The sequence below is a fragment of the Streptomyces sp. NPDC026377 genome (assembly GCF_055567715.1).
Map to the genome: position 1 here is coordinate 13,299 of NZ_JBVHPV010000028.1, position 20,448 is coordinate 33,746.

The following is a 20,448-nucleotide window of genomic DNA, read 5'->3' on the forward strand; positions in this document are numbered from 1 at the left end:
CGCCGTGCGGTGAATCACGGTTCACGGTAGGTCAGCGTCTGTGCGTCGAGGTCAAGGTCAAGGTGGCCTGCGCCGTGTTTTCGCAGCTGCCGCCAGGCGGCGTAACCAGTTGTGATGGCCTTTTCCCAGTCGGCTGCGCGCAGCACGTTCACCTCGAGGTGGGCAGTCATGTGGTCGATGGTGATCAGGAGTTCGTGGTCGACGTGGCGGATGTTCTCCAGGTAGTGGTGGCGGCTGGCGTAGGTGAAGACGAGGGCGCTGATGCCCTCTTCGATAGCGATGGCGCGTCCTCCGTCTTCGGCTTCGTCGGTGCCGGGGCGGCTGCGGCGTTTGCGGCCGAGCAGGAACCGGGTGACGGGTGACCAGCCCAGAACGGCGGCGTGGGCGAGGTGGAAGGCGTCGTGGAAGCGGTAGTCGTCTTCGATGTGGCTGGCGCTGGTCAGCGGGCTGCCGGCCGTCTCGCCGTCTTCACGGGTGACGACGATGACGGTGCGGCCGTCCGACTGGGGGGTGGGAGTGAAGGTGACCGTGGTGCGGCGCGGCAGCTGCTCGTGGGGTGGGAAGTGGGCGTCGAAAAGGGGGCGTTCAGTGTCGGGGGTGGTGCGCCAGCGGTCCTTGGTCTTCTCCAGGCTGGCGGCCGCGATGTCCTCGAGGTCGAGGTCGAGGCGGTGGGCGACGGCGGCGACGTACCACAGGACGTCGCCGAGTTCTTCGCGCAGCTGCTGCTTGGAGGGGGTGGCGTCGGCGCCGTCGCGCAAGCGTTTCTTGTAGGCGGTGGCCACCGAGCCGGCCTCGCCTATGAGCCCCAGGAGGGGGACGAGAACCGGGTCGGTGCCCTCGGCGGGCGACTGGAGGGTTTTGAGGGCTGCTTGCTGATAGCGGGCGAGGTGCACGCACACTCCCATGAAGGATCTTCAAACAGATCTGTTGGATTTTCCGACAACGCCTTACAGTAGGTCACCTCGGGCTCGCTGTCCGGGAGTTGAGTGGAAGGGCCGAAAGCAGCGAATGTCGTCGCAGAGCGTCCAGGAGATCGTCAACATCGTCATCGACCTGCTGGCCAGCCACCAGGGGCGGCCCGTTGAGGACGTGCATGGGGAACTGGCCGCTTGTGGGCAGGAGTTGCCCGTCGATTCGGTCCTGGTGATGGAGATTTTGGCGCGCGTCGAGGAGCGGTTCGGCGTGTCCGTCCCGGCCGACGCCGAGGCGGGGCGCTCGCTGCGCTCGGTGTGGGCGTTCGCCGAGACCGTGCACGACATGATGCAGTCGAGGGAGCAGGGGAAATGAACGCCAAAGCAGAGTCCGATGCCAACGTCGGCCCCGAGGTCGAAGCAGCGCAGCGCACGCATTTGGGCCGACGGCTGAAGGACACGCGGGAGTATCTCGGGCTGTCCCAGCAGCAGGTCGCGGAGCGGACCGGCATCGTGCGCTCGGCGGTCAGCGACATCGAGCGCGGGGTGCGCCGGGTGGAGGTGATGGAGCTCAAGAAGCTCGCCCGCCTCTACCGGCTATCTGTGTCCTACTTCCTCGACGAGGACGAGGCGGCCGATGCCGGAGAGCACGCCATGGCCGGCCTGCCGCGTACGCACAAGCCGCTGAGCGAGGGCGACCGCATCGAGGTCGCAAAGTTCATCCAGTACCTGCACGCCAAGCGCGACGCGGAGGAGCAGGAAGCCGCCCAGGTGCAACGGCAGGGACCGGCTGAGTGAGCTGGAACGACGCCCACGGGACGGCGATGATCGCGGCCGCCCAGGCGCACGAGCAGCTCGCGGTCCGCTGGGACGACGGCTACATCGACGTCTTCGCAGCGCTGCGCGCCGAACGGGTCGAGGTCATCGGCAAGCAGCTCGGCGGGTTGCTCGGCCTGTACGTGGACACCGTGGACGGTGGTCCGGCCTGCCTGCTCAACGCAGGGTTGGGCGAGGTGAACCTGCGGCACACCGCCGCACACGAACTGGGCCATCACCGCCTGGCCCACGGCACCAGCTACGACCATCAGGAAGCGGCGGCCGGGCGGTGGGGCGAGGGGTGGGCGCAGGAGGAGAAGGACGCCGAGGCATTCGCCTCGTGGTTCTTGATACCCCGGCCCGCCGCTCACGTCGCGCTGGCGCGCTGCGGCCTGCTGCGGCCCGAATCCCCGCTCGACGTCTACCGGATGGCCCGCTGGCTGGGCACTCCCTACGCCACCACCGTCCGCCACCTGGTGCGCCTGAAGATGATCAGCCGGGCGACCGAGGCACTCTGGCTCAGGCCCTCCCCCGGCACGCTCAAGGCCGAACTCCTTGACGGCCTGCCCCTCGGAACGGGAGGCCATGTACATGTTCTTGAGTCCGCCGCGCACCAGGCCACCGTGCACGTGCAGACCGGCGACTGCCTGCTGCTGCGCCTGCCCCGCGGCCGCTTCGACCACGTGCCCGCCGGCATGACGGGCACGCCGCCCGATGCGACGGGGCAGATCCCGATGCCGTACCCCGAAGGCGCCACCTCCGCCGTCCAGGCGGTGTGGGTCGAGGAGGAACTGGACGCCCCCTGCACCCTGACCGCCACCGTGGACGGTCCTGCGGCCCCCTTCAGCGTGCACGTCCACCGCGCCCCCGACCGGCGGGGCTCGGACCACTACCGCAACTGAACGGCCCAATCTTCATCGCCCATGTCCCGCCCGCCCGCCCGCCGAGCAAGGAGTGAGCTGTTGCAGACCTTCACCGTCGAGGCCGCCGACGTCTCCAGTGCGTGGCTCCAGGCCTGTTCACGGCTGACCGAGCTGCCCGGATCGCGGGCGTTTCACACCGTGGTGCGCATCGCCGAGCCGCTGCGGGAGGATCCGCAGCTGCGCAGCGAGCTCGACCGGCGCCGCGCGGTCCGCACGCACCCGCTGTATCCGATAGCCACCGTGGTTAACACGCTCTTCCCCGTCGAACTCGCCGCGACGTGCGACACCCATGAGGAACTCGCCGAGCGCTATCGGGCGCTGTACCCGCGGCTGCGCAAGGTCAGGCGCAACGCCCACGGCACCTACTTCGGCCGGCTCATCGCCTATCCCGGCGCCGATACGAAGACCGAGCCGGTCGACCAGCTGGCCCGCGTCATCAAGCGCATGGAAGCGCTGCGCACGACCGCCCGGTGGGGCGCCGTCTACGAAGGGGGGACCGCCCATGTCCTGGACGCCGAAGGGCCCGGCGAGGACGAGGCACCCGAGACGGGCGTCGAAACCGAGGCGGTGGTCAGGGCGGCCGCGCTGGACACCCAGCCCCGGGACTTCCCCTGCCTGAGCCACTGCTCCTTCCAGTTCGACTCCGCCACCAACAGCGTGCATCTGGCCGCCTACTACCGCAGCCACTACATGTTCGAGCGCGCCTACGGCAATTACCTTGCCCTGGGTCACCTGTGTGCCTGGGTGGCCCACCAGGCACACCTGAACCCCGGCACGCTGACGGTCATGGCGGGCAGCGCCCGCCTGGACTGCACCAAGACCGAACTGCGACAGATCCAGGCCTCCACGGCCACCCCGCTGTTCCGCCTCGGTGCCTGAGTCACTCAGTTGTTCAGGCCCCACTTGGGCGGGAACCACGCCCGTAGGGGCGTGGCGTCGCGCCGGTAAGCCTGCTTGATACGGCTACGTCCGCTGATGCCCGCGATCTTGGGGTGCGCCACCCGGGCGTACTTATCGACCTCGCAGAACAGGTTCTGGCAGTCAATCAGCTGCAGCGCTCTGCCCTTCAACCCGGCAAAGGGCAGATCGAGGCGGGTGAAGTGGTCCTGCTGCGTCTCGGCCATGTAGCGGATGATCTCGGCTTCGATGCCGTCGGCCGAGCGGCCGAAGCACTTACGGATCCCGTCCCGGGCCCCGGGTCCGGGCACCACGAAGTCCATTTCCGAGAAGCTGAGTTGCGCGGCATAGGCGAGGTCGACGGTGTACTGGTAGGCCAGGAACGGGCCGAGCGCCGGATAGCTGAGGAGGGCCTCGTAGGCCTCGCGCATCGTCGCGGCGTCCGCGATGCGTCCCGGCGCGCCCGTGGTCATCATCATCTCCAGCAGCCGCAAGTGGTTGCGGTGCTTTCGCTCCTCCCCCAGCTGCGGGGGCGGCACGATGTAGGCGGCCGAGTACAAGCGCTCGCCCTTCACGAAAGCCGCTGACAGCACCCCATCGAAGGCCTCGTAGTCGTAGCTCTCCCAGCGCACCTCACCCAGTTCGCGGGTCAGCAGCTGCCAGGTCGACTCCTTGTTGAAAACCTTGAACAGCAGGGTGCGGAAGAAGACCTCGTCCCATTCCTGCGGTCCCTGGTAGATCACGTCACCGATCAGCGTCTGACTGACGCGGTCGGCCGCGCGGTAGCAGTTGGTGAAGCGGTACTGGGTCAGAATCGGGTCATCGGTCCACGGCTGAGGCCGTCCCGCCAGACGCGCTTCGTACACCGCCTGCCGCGCAGCGGCGAAGCGCCAATAGGTGTCAAACACCGGCGTCGCCTCCAGCACCCGCCCCGCGACACGCACCGCCGCAGGCGCGAGATCGCTCTGCCCGGAGGCCCGACGGTCTTGCAGCAGCGTCACCATGTCCGCAATATATATTCGTTATATGTCGCCTGTCACCGAGGGGGAACCATGGAATTGTTGTGGCAGCAGCAACGCCGTATGACCTCGGTTACGTGGCCCGCGAGTGTCAACGACCGGCTCAACATCCTGGTCCGCGCAGCCGCCGCGGCCGGTGAACACACCTCCCGCGCCGAGCTGTTGGCCGCCCTGGTAACCGCCACCGAGGTCGACCCCGAACAGCTGGCCGAACTCCTGCACCGCTACCGGCGCCTGCCTACCGGCGCACTCGACGACGGCAACGACCGCGACGACCTTCCCGTCGTGCGCACCCCCGGCCCTCAACGCGTCGCTTCGTCCTAACGATCCGCCGCTGGACAGGTCACTCTGGTGGAGTTGCGCTGCAGAAGGGATCGGGTCAATGGGCTGCCGTGTCACGCCACAGCATGGCGAAGAGCCGGGCCCACAAGTCGTAAGTCTCCCCTCGGCGGTACTTGAGCACCGGTGTGTCCCAGCCGTGCTGATCCGCCCGGTAAGGGGTCACAAACACGACCCGCTCAGTAAGGACGATCCGGGCCAGGTGTGGAACGTTGTAGCCGCGCACTTCGAGACCAGCAGCGGTCATGGGTTCCAGGAAGTCGTATGTCCCACTGATCTGACGGCGCAACAGCCCCGCGCCGAAAGCCGTGTCGAACGCCTGCAGTTCCTCTTCGCGGTCCTCGATCCAGTCGCTCCCGCCGATCGGCACGTCCAAGCGCGGGAGCAGCACACGGCACCGGGTGTGACCTGCTTGGCAGCTGCGCCACAGGTCGTGGAACGGCTCGCGCTGCAGGTCCATGCCGCGACTGGTCCAGATCGATACATCGCGAGCCGTGCACAACTCCCGGGCCAGGTCCGTCGCCGCCTCACGGCTACTGGAGAACACCTCCTCCACATCGAGATGCAGCAAGTGCGCCGCCAACCCGCGCAGCACCCGACGCGCAGCCTTGGACAGTGCCCAAGCAAGGGCAACGAACAGAACACTGGCCACCAGTGACACCACAATGTCCCGCGCGAACGCCATCTCCGCCCCCGTCCGTCGGTACGTACCGTCGCAGCATTGCTGCTCCTGGCGCCCATGGATACCCGCCGAACCCAAGCGACAGACCGGCGATGGCCTTCACAGTCAAAGACCTTCTGCTTCCAGACGAAGAGCAACCGGCCTCAACCGGCCATGGGCCGAGCTGGCGTTGCACACCCCGCTCACACCACCTGAGCAGCGCAGACACCGCAAGAACCTCAGGGCATTCTCGGGCTAAGGGTTGTCCCGGAATCTGAGGGCGGAAGGCGGCAGCCACTGGTCTGGTACTTGTGTTCGATGCCAGCTCCAGAAAGAGTCTCGCGAACGCCGTTCGGGTGATGCTGTGAAAGCAAGGGCAGTAGAGATGCATGTGATGGATGCGGCGGTCAAAGAGGCGGCCCTCGCTCGGTTCCTCCGTGAACGTCCGGAGAGGGAGCAGGCTGCGTGCGACCATCCCGCCCTGCTGGGTAGCGCCAATGTTGACTGGTCGCACATTCCGGGGTGCCGCGCGGGCATTCCGGTCCTGCTCCACGATCTCCTGGACGAGGCAGTCGGCCCTGAGACCCTGCCCGTACTGGAGAGCCTCCTGATGAGCAGCGGCTTCCACATAAGCACCCTGATGCCGACTGCTCTCCCCTTTCTGATCCGTCTGGCAGCCGTCCCCGATATTGCGGCGCGGTCAGACCTGGTCCGCCTCCTGGCCCTCGCTGCAAAGCTGTCTTCGTCCGTCGACGCCGACGACGAACGCCAGGTGCTGCTGGTCGGGAAAGACTCCGATCACCCAGAACGCGCATGGTGCAGGACCGTCTTCGCCGCACAGGCTTCCGCCCTGCGCGCGTTGCTGGAGGATGAGACCCTCCCGGCAGGACTGATCAGCACAGACGACCGCGAGTGCCTGCTCCGAGCCGTGGAACCGGAGCGACATCCTTTCCTATTGCCCACAGGCCGACGGCGCTCCGGCCCGTGAAAGATCTTGCGGTGGCTGGTGTGATTACGACGTCGGAGCCTTCCTGAATAGCCCCATTCACCAGGCTGAGTCCCCGCTGCTTCGGCACGTTGGTGACACAGCTGCGGCGTAAAGGAGCTGAGTTGGTCCGCAGAGGCCGGCCGTGGAGCCTGCCGCTCGAGGGCCGGGTACTGCTGGTCACGGGGTACTGACGCACCAACTTGACGCTGCGGCAGCTCGCCCCGCTGTTCGGCATCTCGAAGTCCGCGGCTAACCGCATCATCAGCCACCGCGGGCCCCGGCTCGCGCTCAAACCCCGCAAACGGTTCCGCAAGGACACGGTGCTCACCGTGGACGGAACCCTGGTCCCCACCCGCGACCACACCATGTCCGAGCGGTCGAAGAGCTACCGATACTCCACCAACCACCAGGTCGTCATCGACGCCGACAACCGCCTGGTCGTCATGGTCGGCCGGCCGCTCCCCGGGAACCGCAACGACTACAAGGCATGGGAGGAATCCGGCGCCAAGGCCGCCGTCGGCAAGACCCTCACGATCGCCGACGGCGGCTACCAGGCACCTGACTCGTCATCCCACACCGCTGGCAGCGAGACCAGGCCGAACACCCGGACGGGAAAGAGGAACACAACAAGTCCCACAGCAGGTCCGGGCCCGCGTCGAGCACGTCTTCGCGCGCATGAAAACCTCGAAGGGCCTCGCGACTGCCGCTCAAGGAAGACGGCGTCCACCACGCCATGCTCGCCATCGCACGGATGCACAACCTCGCCCTCGCCGGATAGGCAAGCGGGCCGCAAGGCGGCCACCCGCCCGAGACGCCTTCAAGGCCTTTGCGGGACAACCCTTAGGCATGCCTTCTGACCTCTCCCTTTTCCCCTGATGTCTCGCGTCGTCTTTGTTCAGAAGACCTGTCAGCGGCGTCGCATAGAGTCTTCTTTGCCCGGCTCCGGCGCCAACCGGTCGCTGTCCGCGCGTAGTCCACGACGGGTCTTCACCACCGAGGTGACGGGCATGACTACGCCCCCCACCGACGGGGGACCGTACACGTAGCCCCAACGGATCTCCCACCCATAGTTCGATAACATGGACCGGCGTGACCGATCCGTTGCTAGACGGAGCCTGAGGGCCACGAATCACACGCCACGGGCAAGGTGAGCAGGTGGCTTCGTGCCGTCCGCGAAGCGACCTGAGCCGAGACGGCGGGAGGCCCAGAGCTGGACCTCCGGTCAGCACACGTGCCACCGTCAGCCGATACCGCTTGGGCGGCAGGCGGGCGGGCTGGGCATGTAGCTGAAGAGCGAGCCCGGCGTCTCGGCCTTGATCAGATTGGTTGCCCGTGCCATGCCTCGTAGATGGCGATGACGGTCGTCACGGTGGTTGCCACGACCGGTGTCCACAGCCTTGCCGCCCCGACCCAGTTCCGAGTCGCGCGCCGTTGTTCGGGCCATGTCTTGTGGTGTTCTGGCTTGTTGCCGTGCATCTGTCTCTCCCGTTGGCTCCGTCCTGGGTGCCTTATTGGGTCCAGCGTGTGTCCGCAGCATTCCCACAGTCACGGGAGTGTCCTACCGGGGGCATGGGAGGTGCAGGTCATGGTCCTGTTCCGAGGCCTGCGGTGCGTGCCATGGTGATGAGCTGTGCGCGGTCGGTGGCGCCGAGCTTGGCTTTGATGTCGGTGAGGGCGTTCTCTACCCGTTTGGTGCTGATGCCGAGGCGGGTGGCGGCGCTGACGGTCGTCTGCTTCGGAGTAGCGAGGATGTTGAGGATCTCCCGTTCCCGGGCGGTCAGTTGGGGGAAGGCGGCGTCGCGCCGTGCGGTGCGCAGGTCGTCGAACCAAGGGCGCATGCGGGCGGTGTCGGACAAGTTGAAGATCCATGCGCCGGCGGCGACGTCGCGCACAGCGCGGATGATCTGTGTGACGTCTCCGGCCTTCATGAGGAAGCCAGAGGCGCCAGCTCGCATCGCGGCCAAGACGTTGGGGTCTGCCTCGTATTCGGAATGGACGAGGACCTTGGTGCCGGGGCGGGCTCGCTGGATTTCCTGAGTCGCCCACAGTCCGCTGCCGTTGGGCATCCGCACGTCCATGACGACGACGTCGGGGAGGAACCGCAGGGTCTGTTCCACTGCTCCGTGGCCGTCGCTGGCTTCAGCGACGACGGTGATGCCGGGGTCGGATTCCAGCAGTACGCGCAGGCCGTAGCGAGTGAAGGCGTGGTCGTCGGCGATGACGACACGAATATTCTGGTCCGTCATGTGATCCTGCCCTCCACCGTCTGTGGGCTGTGTTCTCGTTCTGCGCCGGGCAGGGAGAGCGGCAGGCGCGTGACGACTTCGGTGCCGTGGTCGGCACGGGGATAGATCTGGCAGGTTCCGCCGATCTCGGCGGCACGTTCGCGCATGGATCCCAGCCCCACCCCGGGGCGGAATCGGTCGGGAAGCCCCCGGCCGTCGTCCGCGACGCTCAGCACGAGAGCGTCGCCCAGTTCGATGGTCACCCAGCAGTTGGTGGCGCGGGCGTGCCGGAGGACGTTGGCGACCGCCTCGGCCAGGATCCAGTAGGCCGCCTCCTCAGTTGCCGCAGGCAGCCGTGGGATCTGGTCGGGCATTACGGGGTGCACGGTCAGGGACACGCGTGCGAGATGAATCAGAACGGCTTCCCTCAGTCCCAGCTGGTCGACGGGTGAACGCAAGCCCGTGGACATCCGGCGCAGGTCCTCGGTGCCCTGGCGCATGTGGACCAGGGCGGTGCTCAGCAACTCATGTGTGGCGTCGGGGTCGCTGTGGAGCTTGGCGAGGGCCGCTTGGAGAGTCCAGGTGGCTCCGGTGAGTACGGGACCGACCCCGTCATGGAGTTCTCGGGACAGCCGACGGCGCTCTTCCGCCACCGCGGCGACAGCGCGCTCTTGCGCGCGGAGCAGGGCCAGCGACAGCCGCACCGCTGAGGCGGCCTGCGCAACATGCCGGGCCACGTCCTGCAGCAGGCGCCGGTCCGCCGCCGAGAAGCGCTCGTCAAAGGGCCGGGGCTCGACGATCAGAGTGCCGATCTCCTCGTTCTGGTGCACCAGGGGCAGTGTCAGCGGTTTCCGGGTCTGGGTGCCGTGGGTGGCCGCGCGAATGCGGTCGATGCCCGTCGCTGACGTGTTATCCAGTTCGATGGCCACGTAGGGCAGACGCAAGGCTTGGGCCACTGTCGCAGCCGCCTCGGGCAGGATCTTTTGTGGATCGCTCGTTGCCTCCATACGGCGGGCGAGCAGGGCCAGTGCCGTATAGGGGTCATCCCGCAGACCGTAGACAAGCCGGCCCACCGAGCGTTGGAGCAGCGTGCGCAGGGGCTGCAGCAGCGCGGCAACCACACCTGTTGCCAGGAGCGGCGCCAGTCCAAAGGCAGAACGCTGTAGCAGTAGCCCGAATACGCTGACGGTGCCGATGTACAGGCCAACCACCCCGGCGGTGAGTCCCGTGTAGATGACGGTGTTGCTGAGAATCCGGTCGATGTCAAACAGGTTGGGGCGCAGGATCGCGATGGTGATGGCCGTGGCGAGGAGTATCGGCACCAGATCAACAGCGATTGACCCAACGGGGCTCCCCCCCACCGGGACCTGTAGGGCCACCAGGAGGATGGCCATCGTCGTGGCCCAAGCCACCCAGTTCAGCTGGTGACGCAGAACCCCGGTGGAGTGCCGATACCGGAACAGCAACGAACCAACCGACAACACAAAGGGGGCAAGGATCATGACCACCGACACGAGGCCTATGTACGTCGCGATGAACGACAGTGCTGCGATGCCCAGTGGGTTGGAAACCGAAGGGAAATACCCAAACCCCAGTGGTCCTGGAGCGCGAGCCCCGATGGCCACGTCAATGAGCCCACATGCAGCCATATACCGGGCGGCGAACCGCCAGCGCGCGGCAGGCAGATGACCGTTCGGGAAGAGCAGGAAGAGGAACATCAGTGGGAAGCTGAAGAGCACGAAGGCCCAGCTGCTCATCCAGGCGGCCAGCCCGCCGGCCGGCAGCCCTCGAGGCAGCGCGTAGAGCCCATAGAAGTGACTGAGAAGGCCGAGGGTTGCGCCGAATCCCGCAGCCAGTAGAAGCCAGCCCGCCAGATGCTGAGGGCGGCGGTTTGCCACCAGCAACCCGAGGGTTGGGAGCACCAGGGTGATCGGGGACTCTGCGGCAATCAGCCACCACGGATGCCAGTCGGGGCGCGGGGTTGTACGCGACAGGACCGCGAAGACGCCTGCAGCGAACGTGGTGAGCACCGTGCCACTCCACCAGGTCCAGGCTGTTCGCTGTGTGGTCGCACGTGAGAACCGGCCCGCTGCGTTGGGAGTCGCGTGGGCCGTGTGAGCTCCCGTGAGCTCGTTCATGGCTCACCTCCAGCCTCATCACCCTCGTGGTGGCGGGGTCCCGGCTGCAAGGGAGTCGCCTCCCGGGTGCCCGGGAGTCCTGTGCCAGACAGGCTGCGGGGCAGACAGGCGATAAGCTCGGCGCCTCTGCCGGGACGAGCACGGGCTTCGCAGACACCCCCGATCGCGGCAGCACATCGCCGTATCACCGCCGCTTCGCCGCCCGGCCGGGCGGCTCCGGGCGGGCCCTTGCCGTCGTCGGCGACCGTCAACGTGAGGTGCCCGTCGCCCAGTTCCAGGCGGACCGTGCAGCATGTGGCGCGGGCGTGCCGGAGGACGTCGTCCACCGCCTCAGTCAGGATGCGGTACGCGGTCTCCTCGACCGCCGGGGGCAGCGGGGGAAGCTGGTCGGGCAGGTCAATGTGCACGGTCAGGGGGACGCGGTTGAGGTAGGCCAGGACAGCCTCGCGCAGCCCGAGCTGGTCGACGGGTGAGCGCAGCCCCAGCGCGATACGGCGCAGGTCATCGGAGCCCTGCCGAAGGCGGGTCAGTGCTTCGCCCACGAGGTCCCCGGTCCCGGCAGGATCGGTGTGTACTGATGCGCAGGCCGTTTCGACGGCGGAGGCGGCGTGGCCGAGCACCGGGCCGACACTGTCGTGGAGGTCCCGGGCCAGGTGCCGGCGTTCCTCGGCGCGTACCGCGACCTCTCGCTCCTGCTCCTGAAGCAGGGCCAGCGAGAGCCGTACGCCCGCTGCCGCCTGCGCGAGGTGACGGGCCACATCGGCGAGCAGACGCAGGTCAGCGTTAGAAAAGGAGTCTTCGGCCGGTCGCGCCGCGATGGCCAGCGTGCCGATCTCCTCGCCTTGATGAATCAACGCGAGCCTCAGCGCCACGGGGCGCTCGGCTCCGTGTACGGCAAAGTGGGCCCCGGTAGCGCCGTATGCCGCCGCACCCTTTACTTCGACGGCTACGAAGGGCAAGCGCAAGGCCTTGGCGATGGTCGCGACGGCCTCGGGAAGCAGCTTGCGGGGGGCAAGCACCGTCTCAAGGCGGCGGTCGAGGCCGGCCAGGGCCGCGTACGGATCGTCCCGCAGCCCGTAGACCAGGCGACTGACCAGGCTCTGCAGCAGCGCACGCAAGGGATGAAGGAGGACCGCCACGACACCGGTCGCAAGCAGCGGAGCCTTTGCGGTGATGAAACGCTGCGACAGCAGTGCGAACAGGCTGACGGAGCCGATATAGAGTCCGGCCACCCCCGCGGTCAGCCCCAGGTACAGCAATGACCGGCTCAGGAGACGGTCGACGTCGAAGAGGTTGTGGCGGACGATCGCGATCGCGATGGACACGCTGAACGTCACGAGGATCAGATCGATGGCTACGCTGATCCAGGGGTCCTGGAGCAGCACACCCCCCGCCAAAACGACCAGGCTCGCCAGCGCAGCGAACGCCACCCATTTGAACTGCTGCCGGGGCACTCCGAGCGAACGACGGTAGCGGGCCAGGAGCGAGAGTGCGCAGAGCACAAAGGAACCGGCCACCAGCGGCAACGACAGCACCGCCTCGCGCCGGGCGAAGAACTCTAGAGGACGGACACCCAGCGGGTTGCGCACATCTGGGAAGTCGGAACGGTCAATTGGCCCCGGCGCGAGGACGGCAGCCAGCGACACCAGCACCCCGCCCACGCCGACGTACCAGGCGACGCTCCGCCAGCGGCCGGACGGCAGCACCCCATCGGGGAAACACAACAGCAGGAAATAGAGCGGGAAGAGGTTCAAAGCGAAGGCCCAGTTGGACACCCACGCCGACAGAACACCTGCCGGAAGATCCCGCACAGACGCATATTTGGCGTAGGCATCCCCCAGAGCATCGAGCGCGCCCCCGAACCCGGATACCAGCAGCAGCCACCCGATCCGGTTAGTGGGGTGTCGCCGGGCCACCACGAAGCCCGGGTAGGCGTAGGCGACGAGCGGCACAGGCTCCGCCACGGCGAGCAGCCACGGGTGCCATTCAGGCCGGGGCTCCCCGTAGGTCGGCACTACGCATAGCAGGGTGAGGATCCCCATGCCCACCGTGAGGATCCACAGCACCCCCGCGGCCCGCAGCCTGACCAGCCACCCCCACGCATCCCAAGTACCTGAGGGCAGGACGTGTACCTTTTCTGCCGATTTGTTCACGATCCATCCCGGCACTCACAGTCCGCACAAGAGATCCCGCCCCCACGAGCAGGTGCTCACGTCACGTGACGAACCTCCCAGAAGCACGCCCTTCCAGACAAGAGAAAGAGGCGCAAGTACGAAAAAAGCCATCCCGCCACGCCTCCACCAGGCCGGGAAGGGCCGACAGCCACCCTCCCAGTGGTCGTCGGTCTGTTCCACAGCCGCTGACGGTGCTTCCCCTCCCACGGGGTGGAGGGGCCGCTCACCCCAGGGCCCCGCCAGGCGCAAGCAGGCTGAAGCGGTAGCTGGAAGCCGACGGAAGGCGAACGGCGGATCGTACTCAGCAGGGGAGCCGGAGGCCCCCGTGATGACCGCGAGGGCGAGGGCGGCGACGAGTGGGTTTGATTCGGTTTGACGGACATCGGAGATCAGGGGCTTCGGTCCCGGAAGGATGATGTCCATCATGGAGAGCATGGGAAGGAAGCCTCGCCCTCGCGGTCGTTCACGCCGGAGTTCAAGGCCGAGGTAGTCGAGCTGTGCGGGCGTCGTGACCGCTCGGTCGGTCAGGTCATCAAGGGCTTCGACCTGACCGAGACCGCGGTGCGGAACTAGGGTCCGTCTTCAAAGATCGTTTGAGGTGTTGGATCCGCGCCTCGCCCACGCCAAAGACCAGCATGAAGCCAGCACAACGGGCTGACCCGACAGGCGGTCACCCGCCGTCGGCCACGTCGTCAACCGCGTCGAGCAGCGCATCCACCAGTTCTTCGTGACGCTGCCGTTCCACACTCCGTGACGGACTGGACAGCACGATGCCCTTCGCCTCGCCCAAGGCAGTCGGGCCCGCGCCGAGCAGCTCTCGCGTGACAATGATCGAATCCATCACCGCCACTCGGCGGTCACTCAGCAACTGCTGCACAGCGTCCATCCCCGCATCTGACCCAAGCAGTGGCCTGCACTCCGCGACGGGTGCGGAAACCCGCTCAACGCGAGCCGGATCAAGCGCCATCGGCTCCTCATCCCTCCGTCCGATGGGGCCAAAATACCCTGTCCGACACCTGATCCAAGATCCACAAGTGGGGCCAAGTCAGACTGCCGCCCGGCGCCAGTCAAGACTGCCCAAGCCAGACGGCTCCGCCAGCTACTCGCAAACAAGGATCAGGGCGTCAGCGACTCCTGACATGGACCGTCACAGGCGCAGACTCCGCACCGGATCAGCAGACCCTCCGCGTCCGGCGCACCGGGGCAACTGAAGCGGGACGGGACCGGCCAAGCGCAGGAAGTCCCAACAGACGCCTTCCCCAGAGCGCCGTGCGCCTGCAGCTCAGCCCACAACTCGCCCTCCAGCAGGCTCACGAGCCCCGCCAGTCGACGGCGCATCGCCATACAGGCCCGATGCCTCCTTGATGCGCACGCCCGACCTGCCCACCCCCCGCGATGCGACCCGTCCACGATCGGCGCGCCAGCGGCGAGCCGGACGGAAGCCGCGGTGCAGATCGGAAACCAGGTGGGCCCGCGCAGTGCACTGCGGTAGGGGAGACCCCGCCCATGGTGCATATCCGATACGTCGACTCGTGGAAATTGTGCACCCCTGCCATGGCTCGGACCCTGCCCCAGTGCCTAGGTTTGCCCTGCACCACAAACCCCGCACCGCCGTGGGCAGATGGGGCGGGGGATCTGTCGCAACACACACCGCCCTGCGCCGCCCGCCGACTCAGCCCGTGTGTATCCGATCGCACCAACAAGCCGCCATTCAACCAGGTTGGCAGCAGCATGCCCTGCGCGAGCCCCGGCACTGCCGGAGCCTGCGGCCCGGCGGACGGTGCCGGCGGTGCTCGGAGCAGCACCCCCCAAGCCTGGGACGACACATGACACGGCACCTCCACCCACCCGGCATGCCAGCCAGCCACCACGACCCAGTCCGCCCCCGCCACCGCTCTCCCCTCGCCACCCGGTGTACGCTCGGTGGACGACCGCGATGAGCGTGACCGAACCGACGACAGCCGACGCGGCCCGGCCAAGTACCCCCCTCGTACCACGCGCACGCAACAGACCGACCAGCCTGCTCGATTCCCTCGGTACACTCTCCCCGCGGATGCACCAGCTGCTGGTCGAAGGTGACCGGCACGGTACCTACAGCAGCGCTTCCCTGCAGCGCGGCGGCACCAACACCGCCGCCTCCGCCCACGCCTGGGCCCTCACCCGCGCGGTGGCAGTCGGCGCGGTGCGGGCGGGCTGGAGCCGGCCGGCGTTCGTGCAGGTTCTCCTCGACGGCCCCTACAAAGCCGGTCAGGCTGCCCGCGCGCTGCAGCACCGCCGCGGCTACGACACCGCTGTCGCCTGGCTGCACCGGGCCTTCGACGGCGCTCAGCAACACTTCCACAACAGTGACCCGCTGCACGGGCGCCAGGACTTCCACGCTGCCCTCGCGCGCTTGCGCACCCGCATCGAGCGCACACCCTGGCACGGCACCGCCGCCAAGACCGACCTGCGCAACCTCACCGCCCGCCTCGACATCTGCTCCCGCGCCGGGGGCTGGGACCACACCGTGTCCGAACGGGACCTCGCCGAACGCATGGGATGCAGCCGCACCACCACACGCCGCTCCAACCGACGTCTGCTGGGCCTGCGTCTGCTGCGCCAGCTCGATCACGGCACCGCAACGGACAGTGCCCGGTGGATACTCATCTGCCCAACGCGCCTGAACCTGTCTCACGAGGACACCACTCCCCATGGGCCGCAGGCTGGGGGGGGCCATGAGTGGACTCATGCTGAGAAACAGACCTGACGGCGACGGCCACCTGGAGAGCGACGCCGACCTCAACTCCCATACACTCGCCCGATTAATGGGCCTCGACGCGTTCACCCATCACGGGCTCAGCTCCAGCGGCCTCGCCATCCTCGCCGCCCTGGCCGAACAAGACGGCCAAACCCTCACGGAACTCCAAGCCAGCGCCTCCATCTCCCGCGCCACCGCCTACCGTCAACGCACCACCCTCACCCAACTCGGCCTCATCCAACGAGATGGTGAGCTGCTTCTCCTCGCCCCTGCCGCTCTCGACGGGACCGGCCAGAGCAGCCCCCGCTGCCCATCCCCGGCAACCGACTGGACCGATACCGCACAACGACTCGGCGTCCACGGCGTGACAGAGCGCCGACGCCGCCTGCACGCCGCTGAACGCCTCCACTGGCAGCACACACAAACCCAACTCGCGCATCGGCGCAAACAGCCCCACCGAACAACAGGAACACTGCCGATACAGCCAACCTCGCGCGCTCCCGGTGGCGCACCGACCAGCGCAGACGGCGGACCTCGGCAAGAACAGGCAGGCCCGCGCGTGACAGACCAGGGCCCACCCACCGCAGTCACCAGCCCAGGTACCGGCGCCGATGGGGACGAGGAGGCCACTACCGTCCACGACCCGCCCGCCCACCCACAGCCCACCACCCGCCATCGGCCAAGGCCGACTTCATCGTGCCGCGGTGCCTGCGGCTGACCGCCCCCCGCCCGGCGCCCGTCGTAGGTCACTACAGTGACCGCACCAACACGCGCGCGTCGGCTGGATGATCGGCACCGACATCACACTTTCAAGCTCAGTAGGTCGCCACCGACCACTCGGAGCGCCAAGCGACACCACCCAGGCAATCAAGCGGGATTGTGGGACTCGGACAGAGAAGGTCGGACTACTGCGAGGGCTCAATTGCCGATGAGACCCGGAGCTGAATCGTGCGGAGAATCGGCAGACGGTGTTTCAAGCGGTGAACCGGATTCTATGGCGTGCCCCGTGGTGAGTTCTCTGTAGTGGCTGTTGTGAGCGAGAAGGTGCTCGTGGCTACCGGAGACTGCTGTCCCGTCCTCCGTGAGCAGGATGATGTGCCGGGCCTTGCGGATGGTGTGCAGCCGGTGGCTGGCGACGATGACGCAGCGGGTGGCCGCTAGATAGTCGACAGCACGGGTGACGAGGCGCGCGCTGATGCTGTCCAAGTGGGAGTTCGGCTCGTCGAGGAGGAGGATGTCACTGTGTGTGAGTAGGGCGCGGGCTACGGCGAGGCGTTGGCGTTGCCCGCCGGACAGGTCGTGGACGCGGCCCAGGGGCGTATCGAGTCCTTGGTGGAGACGCAACACGGTTTGGCGTAGTCCGACCGTCTCCAACGCGTTCAGCAGGTCTGCGTCGCTGGGCGGTTCGGCGAGACCGAGTTGCAGGTTCTCGCGGATGCTGCCTTCGATGAGGGTGGACTGTTGGTCGACGTAGGTGACGCGTCGACGCAGGTCGCCGAGGGACCAGTTGCTGACGGACCTGCCCAGCACGCGGATCTCTCCGTGCTCGGCCTGTGCGAGGCGGTTGATCAGCGTGAGGACCGTGGACTTTCCGGTGCCGGAGGAACCGACGAGGGCGGTGAGCCCGCTCGTGGGGACGTGGAAACTCGCATGGTGCAGGACAAGTTGGCCTTGCGGAAGGCGGAAGGTGACACGACGGAAGGTCACTGCGTGGGTGTCGGAGGGGGGTCGGGGCAGGACCGGACTTGCGGTCGTGTCCAGTTCCGCCTCCGCTGGGCGAGTGAGGAGGTCGTGGAAGCGGCCTCGTGCGGTTCGTCCCGCCTGTAGATGGCCGATACCCAGCGCGACGACTGTCAGGGGCGAGGTGAGGTGCAGCAGATAAAGGAAGAAGCCGCTGAAGGCGGCCAGAGACAGCTGTCCTCGCGTGATCTGCTGTCCTGCTGCCAAGGCGACGGCGAGCACGGCAATTTGCTGGCCCAAACTCACGACCGGGCCGATGAGGCACTGCAAGCGGGAGGCGGGCAGACACGCCGAACGAACGGCGTCTGCGGCGTGTCCTAGTTTGTGTGCGGCCTCGCTCTCGTAGCGGCAGGCTTTGACGGTGACGAGTGCGACGAGATGGGCGGTGAGGCTCTGCCCGAGCTGCCCGAGCGCGCGCTGCTGAGCGGCTGCGAGATGTTTCATCCGGTTCGTCATCGGGGCGAGGCAAGCTCCGGTGAGCCCGAAAGCTCCGACGGCGACCATGGTGAGGCCAGGGTGGATGATGACCATGGCGGTGAGCGTGGCCGCCGTGGCGATGAGCCCCACCGGGAGGTGGACGAGACCGGTTTCAATGAGCAGACGCAGGAGCGCAGCGTCCGAGGTGACCCTGGCAGTGAGGCTGCCAGGGCCCTCGTCGCGTACCGCGCGCAGCGGCAGCCGCAGCAGATGCCCCATGGCCAGGCGGCGCAGACGCAGCACGGCGCGCTCGCCGACTCCCGCCAGTAACCACCCGCTCAGAGCCTGCAGTCCGGCCGCCCCCAGGACAGCGACGCTCATGCCTGCGGCGGCAGGGGTGACTGGCTGGTGCCGGGTAAGAGCATGCATCACGCCCATCGCCAGCCACGGCACCGCCAGACTGGCTGCAGCCGAAGCAAGGGACAGAACGGCTGCCAGGGCAAGCAGCAGTCGGTCGCCGCGCAGGAGGTCCCGGGCGATGCGCAGCCCTGGAAACCCCCCGCAATCGCGAGTCAGGGACCGGGGCGACGATCGCATGCGGGCGGACGGAAAGGTCATGTCGCGGTGCCTCGTTTACGAAGACCGGGCGAGGGAGGAGCGGATCGGCCGCAGCCCGGAGCTCTGCTCCTCGTGTCGCGGAAGACGAGGAGTACTTCCGGTTCCGGGTCCCGCCACGGGTGGTAGCGATCACCGGTCTCAGCGCGGGGCACGGCTGCCTTCGACGGTGGCATGCTGCTCTCTGCTGGGTTCCGTCCAAGGGAGGGAGCCAGGGGGATGTCCGCTCATACCGGCTGCGGGACGTCGTCGGGTGTGAAGTGCACGGCCGTGGCGTACAGGTCGAGCAGTCCTTCGAAGGGCTGGGTGGGCAGGCCGGGCTTCCACAGTTCGACGGCCATTTCGCCGTGGTAGAGCAGGGGCCAGCGCACATAGGTCCGCGGGTCGGCCGGATCGTTGACGGCGTGTGAACGGCGGACGGTGTCGCGGGCGATCTCGACCGTCAGGTCGGTACCGCAGCCGAAGCCGTAGGGGAACTGTTCGCGGTCCGCCTCGACGGTTTCGATCACCGTGTGGTCGCTGGAGACGACGCCGACGTGGGCGTGAATGCCGGCCCGGATGAGCGGTACCTCGCGTTCTCCGTCGGGGTCCAGCACCCAGGTACCTGAGGGGTCCTTCGTGACCCGGACGGTGGGGCATGCCTCCACCAGGGCGCAGATTTCCCATGTCTCCACCGATGGTTGCATCGGCAGCATGCCGCTGGGGGCCAGGACGCGCAGGCGCCGGCCGTCGGCCAGACGCGGCTCGACGGCCACGGTCTGCTCTCGAGTCAGGCTGCGCTTGTCGACGTCCCAGGAACCTGAGGCGCTGACCACCAGGCAGTTGAGGTCGGGGTCGAAGGCGAACAGCATGCCTTCGCTGAAGCCCCGCATTCCCATGTAGACCTCGTACATGTTGGCCAGCTGCTGGGAGACGAAGTCGGACACCTTCACCGGCGCCGGCAGCAGTCCCAGCTCGCCCATCCGACGGCCGGCATACGCCAATTTCTCCGGCGCGGTGCTGGCCTGCCACGCCTCGGCGGTGATCGCATCCCGGACGGTGTCGTAGTCCTCGGCGACCTGCCGGGCGCACGCCGCAGTGACCAGCCGATCACGCATGCGGTCGGCGATGTTCATCATCTCGGTGGGATGTCCGCCCTCCATGTTGCAGAAGGTCACCTCTGCCACCTGACCGGGAGCATCTCCGCGGGACACGAACAAGACCTTGGCCGCGCCGAGCCGGCCCATGGCTGTGCGGGCGGTGGCGACGACCTCTGCGTGGGGCAGCACACTGAGGCGTTCGGGCACCTCGACCACGGCGACGACATGACGGGGGTTGCGGCGCAGGCCGTGCTGGTGGCGCAGCGTGGCACTCAGCGGCGGATAGGTCTCCAGGATCCTCTCCCGCAGGGGTTGCGGTCCCTCGGGGATCTGCCCGCACATGAGCATCAGGTCGACGTCGCCATGGGAGCGGTCCAGGACGGTGTGGCCCTGTACCTCGAAGGAGGCGACCAGATGGTTCAGGAAGGACCGCAGCGCCTGCTGCCCCGCCGGCACCTCGCCGATGACCTGGACCGTGCACGGACGCCACCAGCGGCAAGCGGTGACATCGGTTTGGACGTCGGGTACAGCGACCGGTGAACTGCTCATGGCCTACCTTCCGGGAACGTTGCGGCCCCCTGAAAGGGGCCTTCGTGGGCTGGGTCGCGGCGCGCGAAAACATGAAAGTGACACGTTTGTTGCTGTGGACGGGCAAGAAGAGGCATGCGGGGGACCGGATCAGGACATCGGCGACCATACCGGCGGCCTGAAGGATCACCCGTCTACCACCACTCTTTCTGGGGCCCGACGGGTGATCCGTTGACGTCCG

18 protein-coding genes are annotated in these 20,448 nt (G+C 67.4%); 9 read left to right on the forward strand and 9 right to left on the reverse strand.

Annotated features, from left to right (window positions below):
* Positions 1-14: 14 nt before the first annotated feature.
* Positions 15-905 (reverse strand): MazG nucleotide pyrophosphohydrolase domain-containing protein, encoded by an 891-nt coding sequence (locus tag ACZ4MU_RS33520; protein WP_467883312.1) that lies wholly within the window; start codon positions 903-905, stop codon positions 15-17.
* A 103-nt stretch (positions 906-1,008) separates the two neighbouring features.
* Between ACZ4MU_RS33520 and ACZ4MU_RS33525 the strand changes: the two genes are divergently transcribed.
* The 4 genes from ACZ4MU_RS33525 to ACZ4MU_RS33540 are packed head-to-tail and all read left to right on the forward strand — an operon-like array spanning position 1,009 to position 3,529.
* Positions 1,009-1,287, forward strand: a complete 279-nt coding sequence (locus ACZ4MU_RS33525) for an acyl carrier protein (protein ID WP_467883313.1) — start codon at positions 1,009-1,011, stop codon at positions 1,285-1,287.
* A complete protein-coding gene (locus tag ACZ4MU_RS33530) occupies positions 1,284-1,709 on the forward strand; it encodes a helix-turn-helix domain-containing protein (RefSeq protein ID WP_467883314.1) in 426 nt (141 codons plus the stop codon). The genes ACZ4MU_RS33525 and ACZ4MU_RS33530 overlap by 4 nt, the downstream gene beginning before the upstream one ends.
* Positions 1,706-2,629: an ImmA/IrrE family metallo-endopeptidase gene (locus ACZ4MU_RS33535; protein WP_467883315.1), complete on the forward strand. Its 924-nt coding sequence runs from the start codon at positions 1,706-1,708 to the stop codon at positions 2,627-2,629. Before ACZ4MU_RS33530 ends, ACZ4MU_RS33535 begins: the two co-directional genes overlap by 4 nt.
* 60 nt (positions 2,630-2,689) lie before the next feature.
* Positions 2,690-3,529 carry a thymidylate synthase family protein gene (locus tag ACZ4MU_RS33540; protein ID WP_467883316.1) on the forward strand — a complete coding sequence of 280 codons (840 nt, stop codon included), beginning with the start codon at positions 2,690-2,692 and terminating at the stop codon, positions 3,527-3,529.
* Between the two features lie 5 nt (positions 3,530-3,534).
* Here ACZ4MU_RS33540 and ACZ4MU_RS33545 read toward each other — a convergent pair whose 3' ends face one another.
* Positions 3,535-4,551, reverse strand: a complete 1,017-nt coding sequence (locus ACZ4MU_RS33545) for a nucleotide kinase domain-containing protein (protein WP_467883317.1) — start codon at positions 4,549-4,551, stop codon at positions 3,535-3,537.
* A 78-nt stretch (positions 4,552-4,629) separates the two neighbouring features.
* On the opposite strand from ACZ4MU_RS33545, the gene ACZ4MU_RS33550 reads away from it, so the two are divergent.
* A complete protein-coding gene (locus ACZ4MU_RS33550; RefSeq protein ID WP_467883318.1) occupies positions 4,630-4,890 on the forward strand; it encodes a hypothetical protein in 261 nt (86 codons plus the stop codon).
* Positions 4,891-4,945: 55 nt separating this feature from the next.
* On the opposite strand, the gene ACZ4MU_RS33555 is transcribed toward ACZ4MU_RS33550, so the two are convergent.
* The gene (locus ACZ4MU_RS33555) at positions 4,946-5,590 is read right to left on the reverse strand and encodes a hypothetical protein (protein ID WP_467883319.1); all 645 of its coding nucleotides are present in this window, start codon (positions 5,588-5,590) and stop codon (positions 4,946-4,948) included.
* 361 nt (positions 5,591-5,951) lie between these two features.
* On the opposite strand from ACZ4MU_RS33555, the gene ACZ4MU_RS33560 reads away from it, so the two are divergent.
* On the forward strand, positions 5,952-6,554 hold the full coding sequence (locus tag ACZ4MU_RS33560; protein ID WP_467883320.1) for a hypothetical protein: 603 nt from the start codon (positions 5,952-5,954) through the stop codon (positions 6,552-6,554).
* A 200-nt stretch (positions 6,555-6,754) separates the two neighbouring features.
* A complete protein-coding gene (locus tag ACZ4MU_RS33565) occupies positions 6,755-7,411 on the forward strand; it encodes a transposase (protein ID WP_467883321.1) in 657 nt (218 codons plus the stop codon).
* A 726-nt stretch (positions 7,412-8,137) separates the two neighbouring features.
* Here ACZ4MU_RS33565 and ACZ4MU_RS33570 read toward each other — a convergent pair.
* The 4 genes from ACZ4MU_RS33570 to ACZ4MU_RS33585 form a co-directional block, all read right to left on the reverse strand.
* Positions 8,138-8,800, reverse strand: coding sequence for a response regulator transcription factor (locus ACZ4MU_RS33570; protein ID WP_467883322.1), 663 nt, complete (start codon positions 8,798-8,800; stop codon positions 8,138-8,140).
* Positions 8,797-10,809 carry a sensor histidine kinase gene (locus ACZ4MU_RS33575; RefSeq protein WP_467883323.1) on the reverse strand — a complete coding sequence of 671 codons (2,013 nt, stop codon included), beginning with the start codon at positions 10,807-10,809 and terminating at the stop codon, positions 8,797-8,799. Before ACZ4MU_RS33575 ends, ACZ4MU_RS33570 begins: the two co-directional genes overlap by 4 nt.
* Before the next feature lie 104 nt (positions 10,810-10,913).
* Positions 10,914-13,070, reverse strand: coding sequence for a sensor histidine kinase (locus ACZ4MU_RS33580; protein ID WP_467883324.1), 2,157 nt, complete (start codon positions 13,068-13,070; stop codon positions 10,914-10,916).
* Between the two features lie 691 nt (positions 13,071-13,761).
* Positions 13,762-13,977, reverse strand: coding sequence for a hypothetical protein (locus ACZ4MU_RS33585; RefSeq protein ID WP_467883325.1), 216 nt, complete (start codon positions 13,975-13,977; stop codon positions 13,762-13,764).
* 1,167 nt (positions 13,978-15,144) lie between these two features.
* Here ACZ4MU_RS33585 and ACZ4MU_RS33590 point away from each other — a divergent pair.
* Both ACZ4MU_RS33590 and ACZ4MU_RS33595 read left to right on the forward strand, forming a co-directional pair.
* A complete protein-coding gene (locus ACZ4MU_RS33590; RefSeq protein ID WP_467883326.1) occupies positions 15,145-15,837 on the forward strand; it encodes a hypothetical protein in 693 nt (230 codons plus the stop codon).
* 58 nt (positions 15,838-15,895) lie between these two features.
* Positions 15,896-16,546, forward strand: a complete 651-nt coding sequence (locus ACZ4MU_RS33595) for a helix-turn-helix domain-containing protein (protein ID WP_467883337.1) — start codon at positions 15,896-15,898, stop codon at positions 16,544-16,546.
* Between the two features lie 200 nt (positions 16,547-16,746).
* Here ACZ4MU_RS33595 and ACZ4MU_RS33600 read toward each other — a convergent pair whose 3' ends face one another.
* Positions 16,747-18,603 carry an ABC transporter ATP-binding protein gene (locus ACZ4MU_RS33600; protein ID WP_467883327.1) on the reverse strand — a complete coding sequence of 619 codons (1,857 nt, stop codon included), beginning with the start codon at positions 18,601-18,603 and terminating at the stop codon, positions 16,747-16,749.
* A 224-nt stretch (positions 18,604-18,827) separates the two neighbouring features.
* Positions 18,828-20,228 (reverse strand): hypothetical protein, encoded by a 1,401-nt coding sequence (locus tag ACZ4MU_RS33605; RefSeq protein WP_467883328.1) that lies wholly within the window; start codon positions 20,226-20,228, stop codon positions 18,828-18,830.
* Between the last annotated feature and the right edge of the window lie 220 nt (positions 20,229-20,448).

Bases quoted from the DNA above. Each gene is read 5' to 3' on its own strand.
- ACZ4MU_RS33520 (WP_467883312.1), bottom strand. From the start codon at position 905: ATGGGAGTGTGCGTGCACCTCGCCCGCTATCAGCAAGCAGCCCTCAAA.
- ACZ4MU_RS33525 (WP_467883313.1), top strand. From the start codon at position 1,009: ATGTCGTCGCAGAGCGTCCAGGAGATCGTCAACATCGTCATCGACCTG.
- ACZ4MU_RS33530 (WP_467883314.1), top strand. From the start codon at position 1,284: ATGAACGCCAAAGCAGAGTCCGATGCCAACGTCGGCCCCGAGGTCGAA.
- ACZ4MU_RS33545 (WP_467883317.1), bottom strand. From the start codon at position 4,551: ATGGTGACGCTGCTGCAAGACCGTCGGGCCTCCGGGCAGAGCGATCTC.
- ACZ4MU_RS33550 (WP_467883318.1), top strand. From the start codon at position 4,630: ATGACCTCGGTTACGTGGCCCGCGAGTGTCAACGACCGGCTCAACATC.
- ACZ4MU_RS33555 (WP_467883319.1), bottom strand. From the start codon at position 5,590: ATGGCGTTCGCGCGGGACATTGTGGTGTCACTGGTGGCCAGTGTTCTG.
- ACZ4MU_RS33560 (WP_467883320.1), top strand. From the start codon at position 5,952: ATGCATGTGATGGATGCGGCGGTCAAAGAGGCGGCCCTCGCTCGGTTC.
- ACZ4MU_RS33570 (WP_467883322.1), bottom strand. From the start codon at position 8,800: ATGACGGACCAGAATATTCGTGTCGTCATCGCCGACGACCACGCCTTC.
- ACZ4MU_RS33585 (WP_467883325.1), bottom strand. From the start codon at position 13,977: ATGGACGCTGTGCAGCAGTTGCTGAGTGACCGCCGAGTGGCGGTGATG.
- ACZ4MU_RS33590 (WP_467883326.1), top strand. From the start codon at position 15,145: ATGCACCAGCTGCTGGTCGAAGGTGACCGGCACGGTACCTACAGCAGC.
- ACZ4MU_RS33595 (WP_467883337.1), top strand. From the start codon at position 15,896: ATGGGCCTCGACGCGTTCACCCATCACGGGCTCAGCTCCAGCGGCCTC.
- ACZ4MU_RS33600 (WP_467883327.1), bottom strand. From the start codon at position 18,603: ATGACCTTTCCGTCCGCCCGCATGCGATCGTCGCCCCGGTCCCTGACT.
- ACZ4MU_RS33605 (WP_467883328.1), bottom strand. From the start codon at position 20,228: ATGAGCAGTTCACCGGTCGCTGTACCCGACGTCCAAACCGATGTCACC.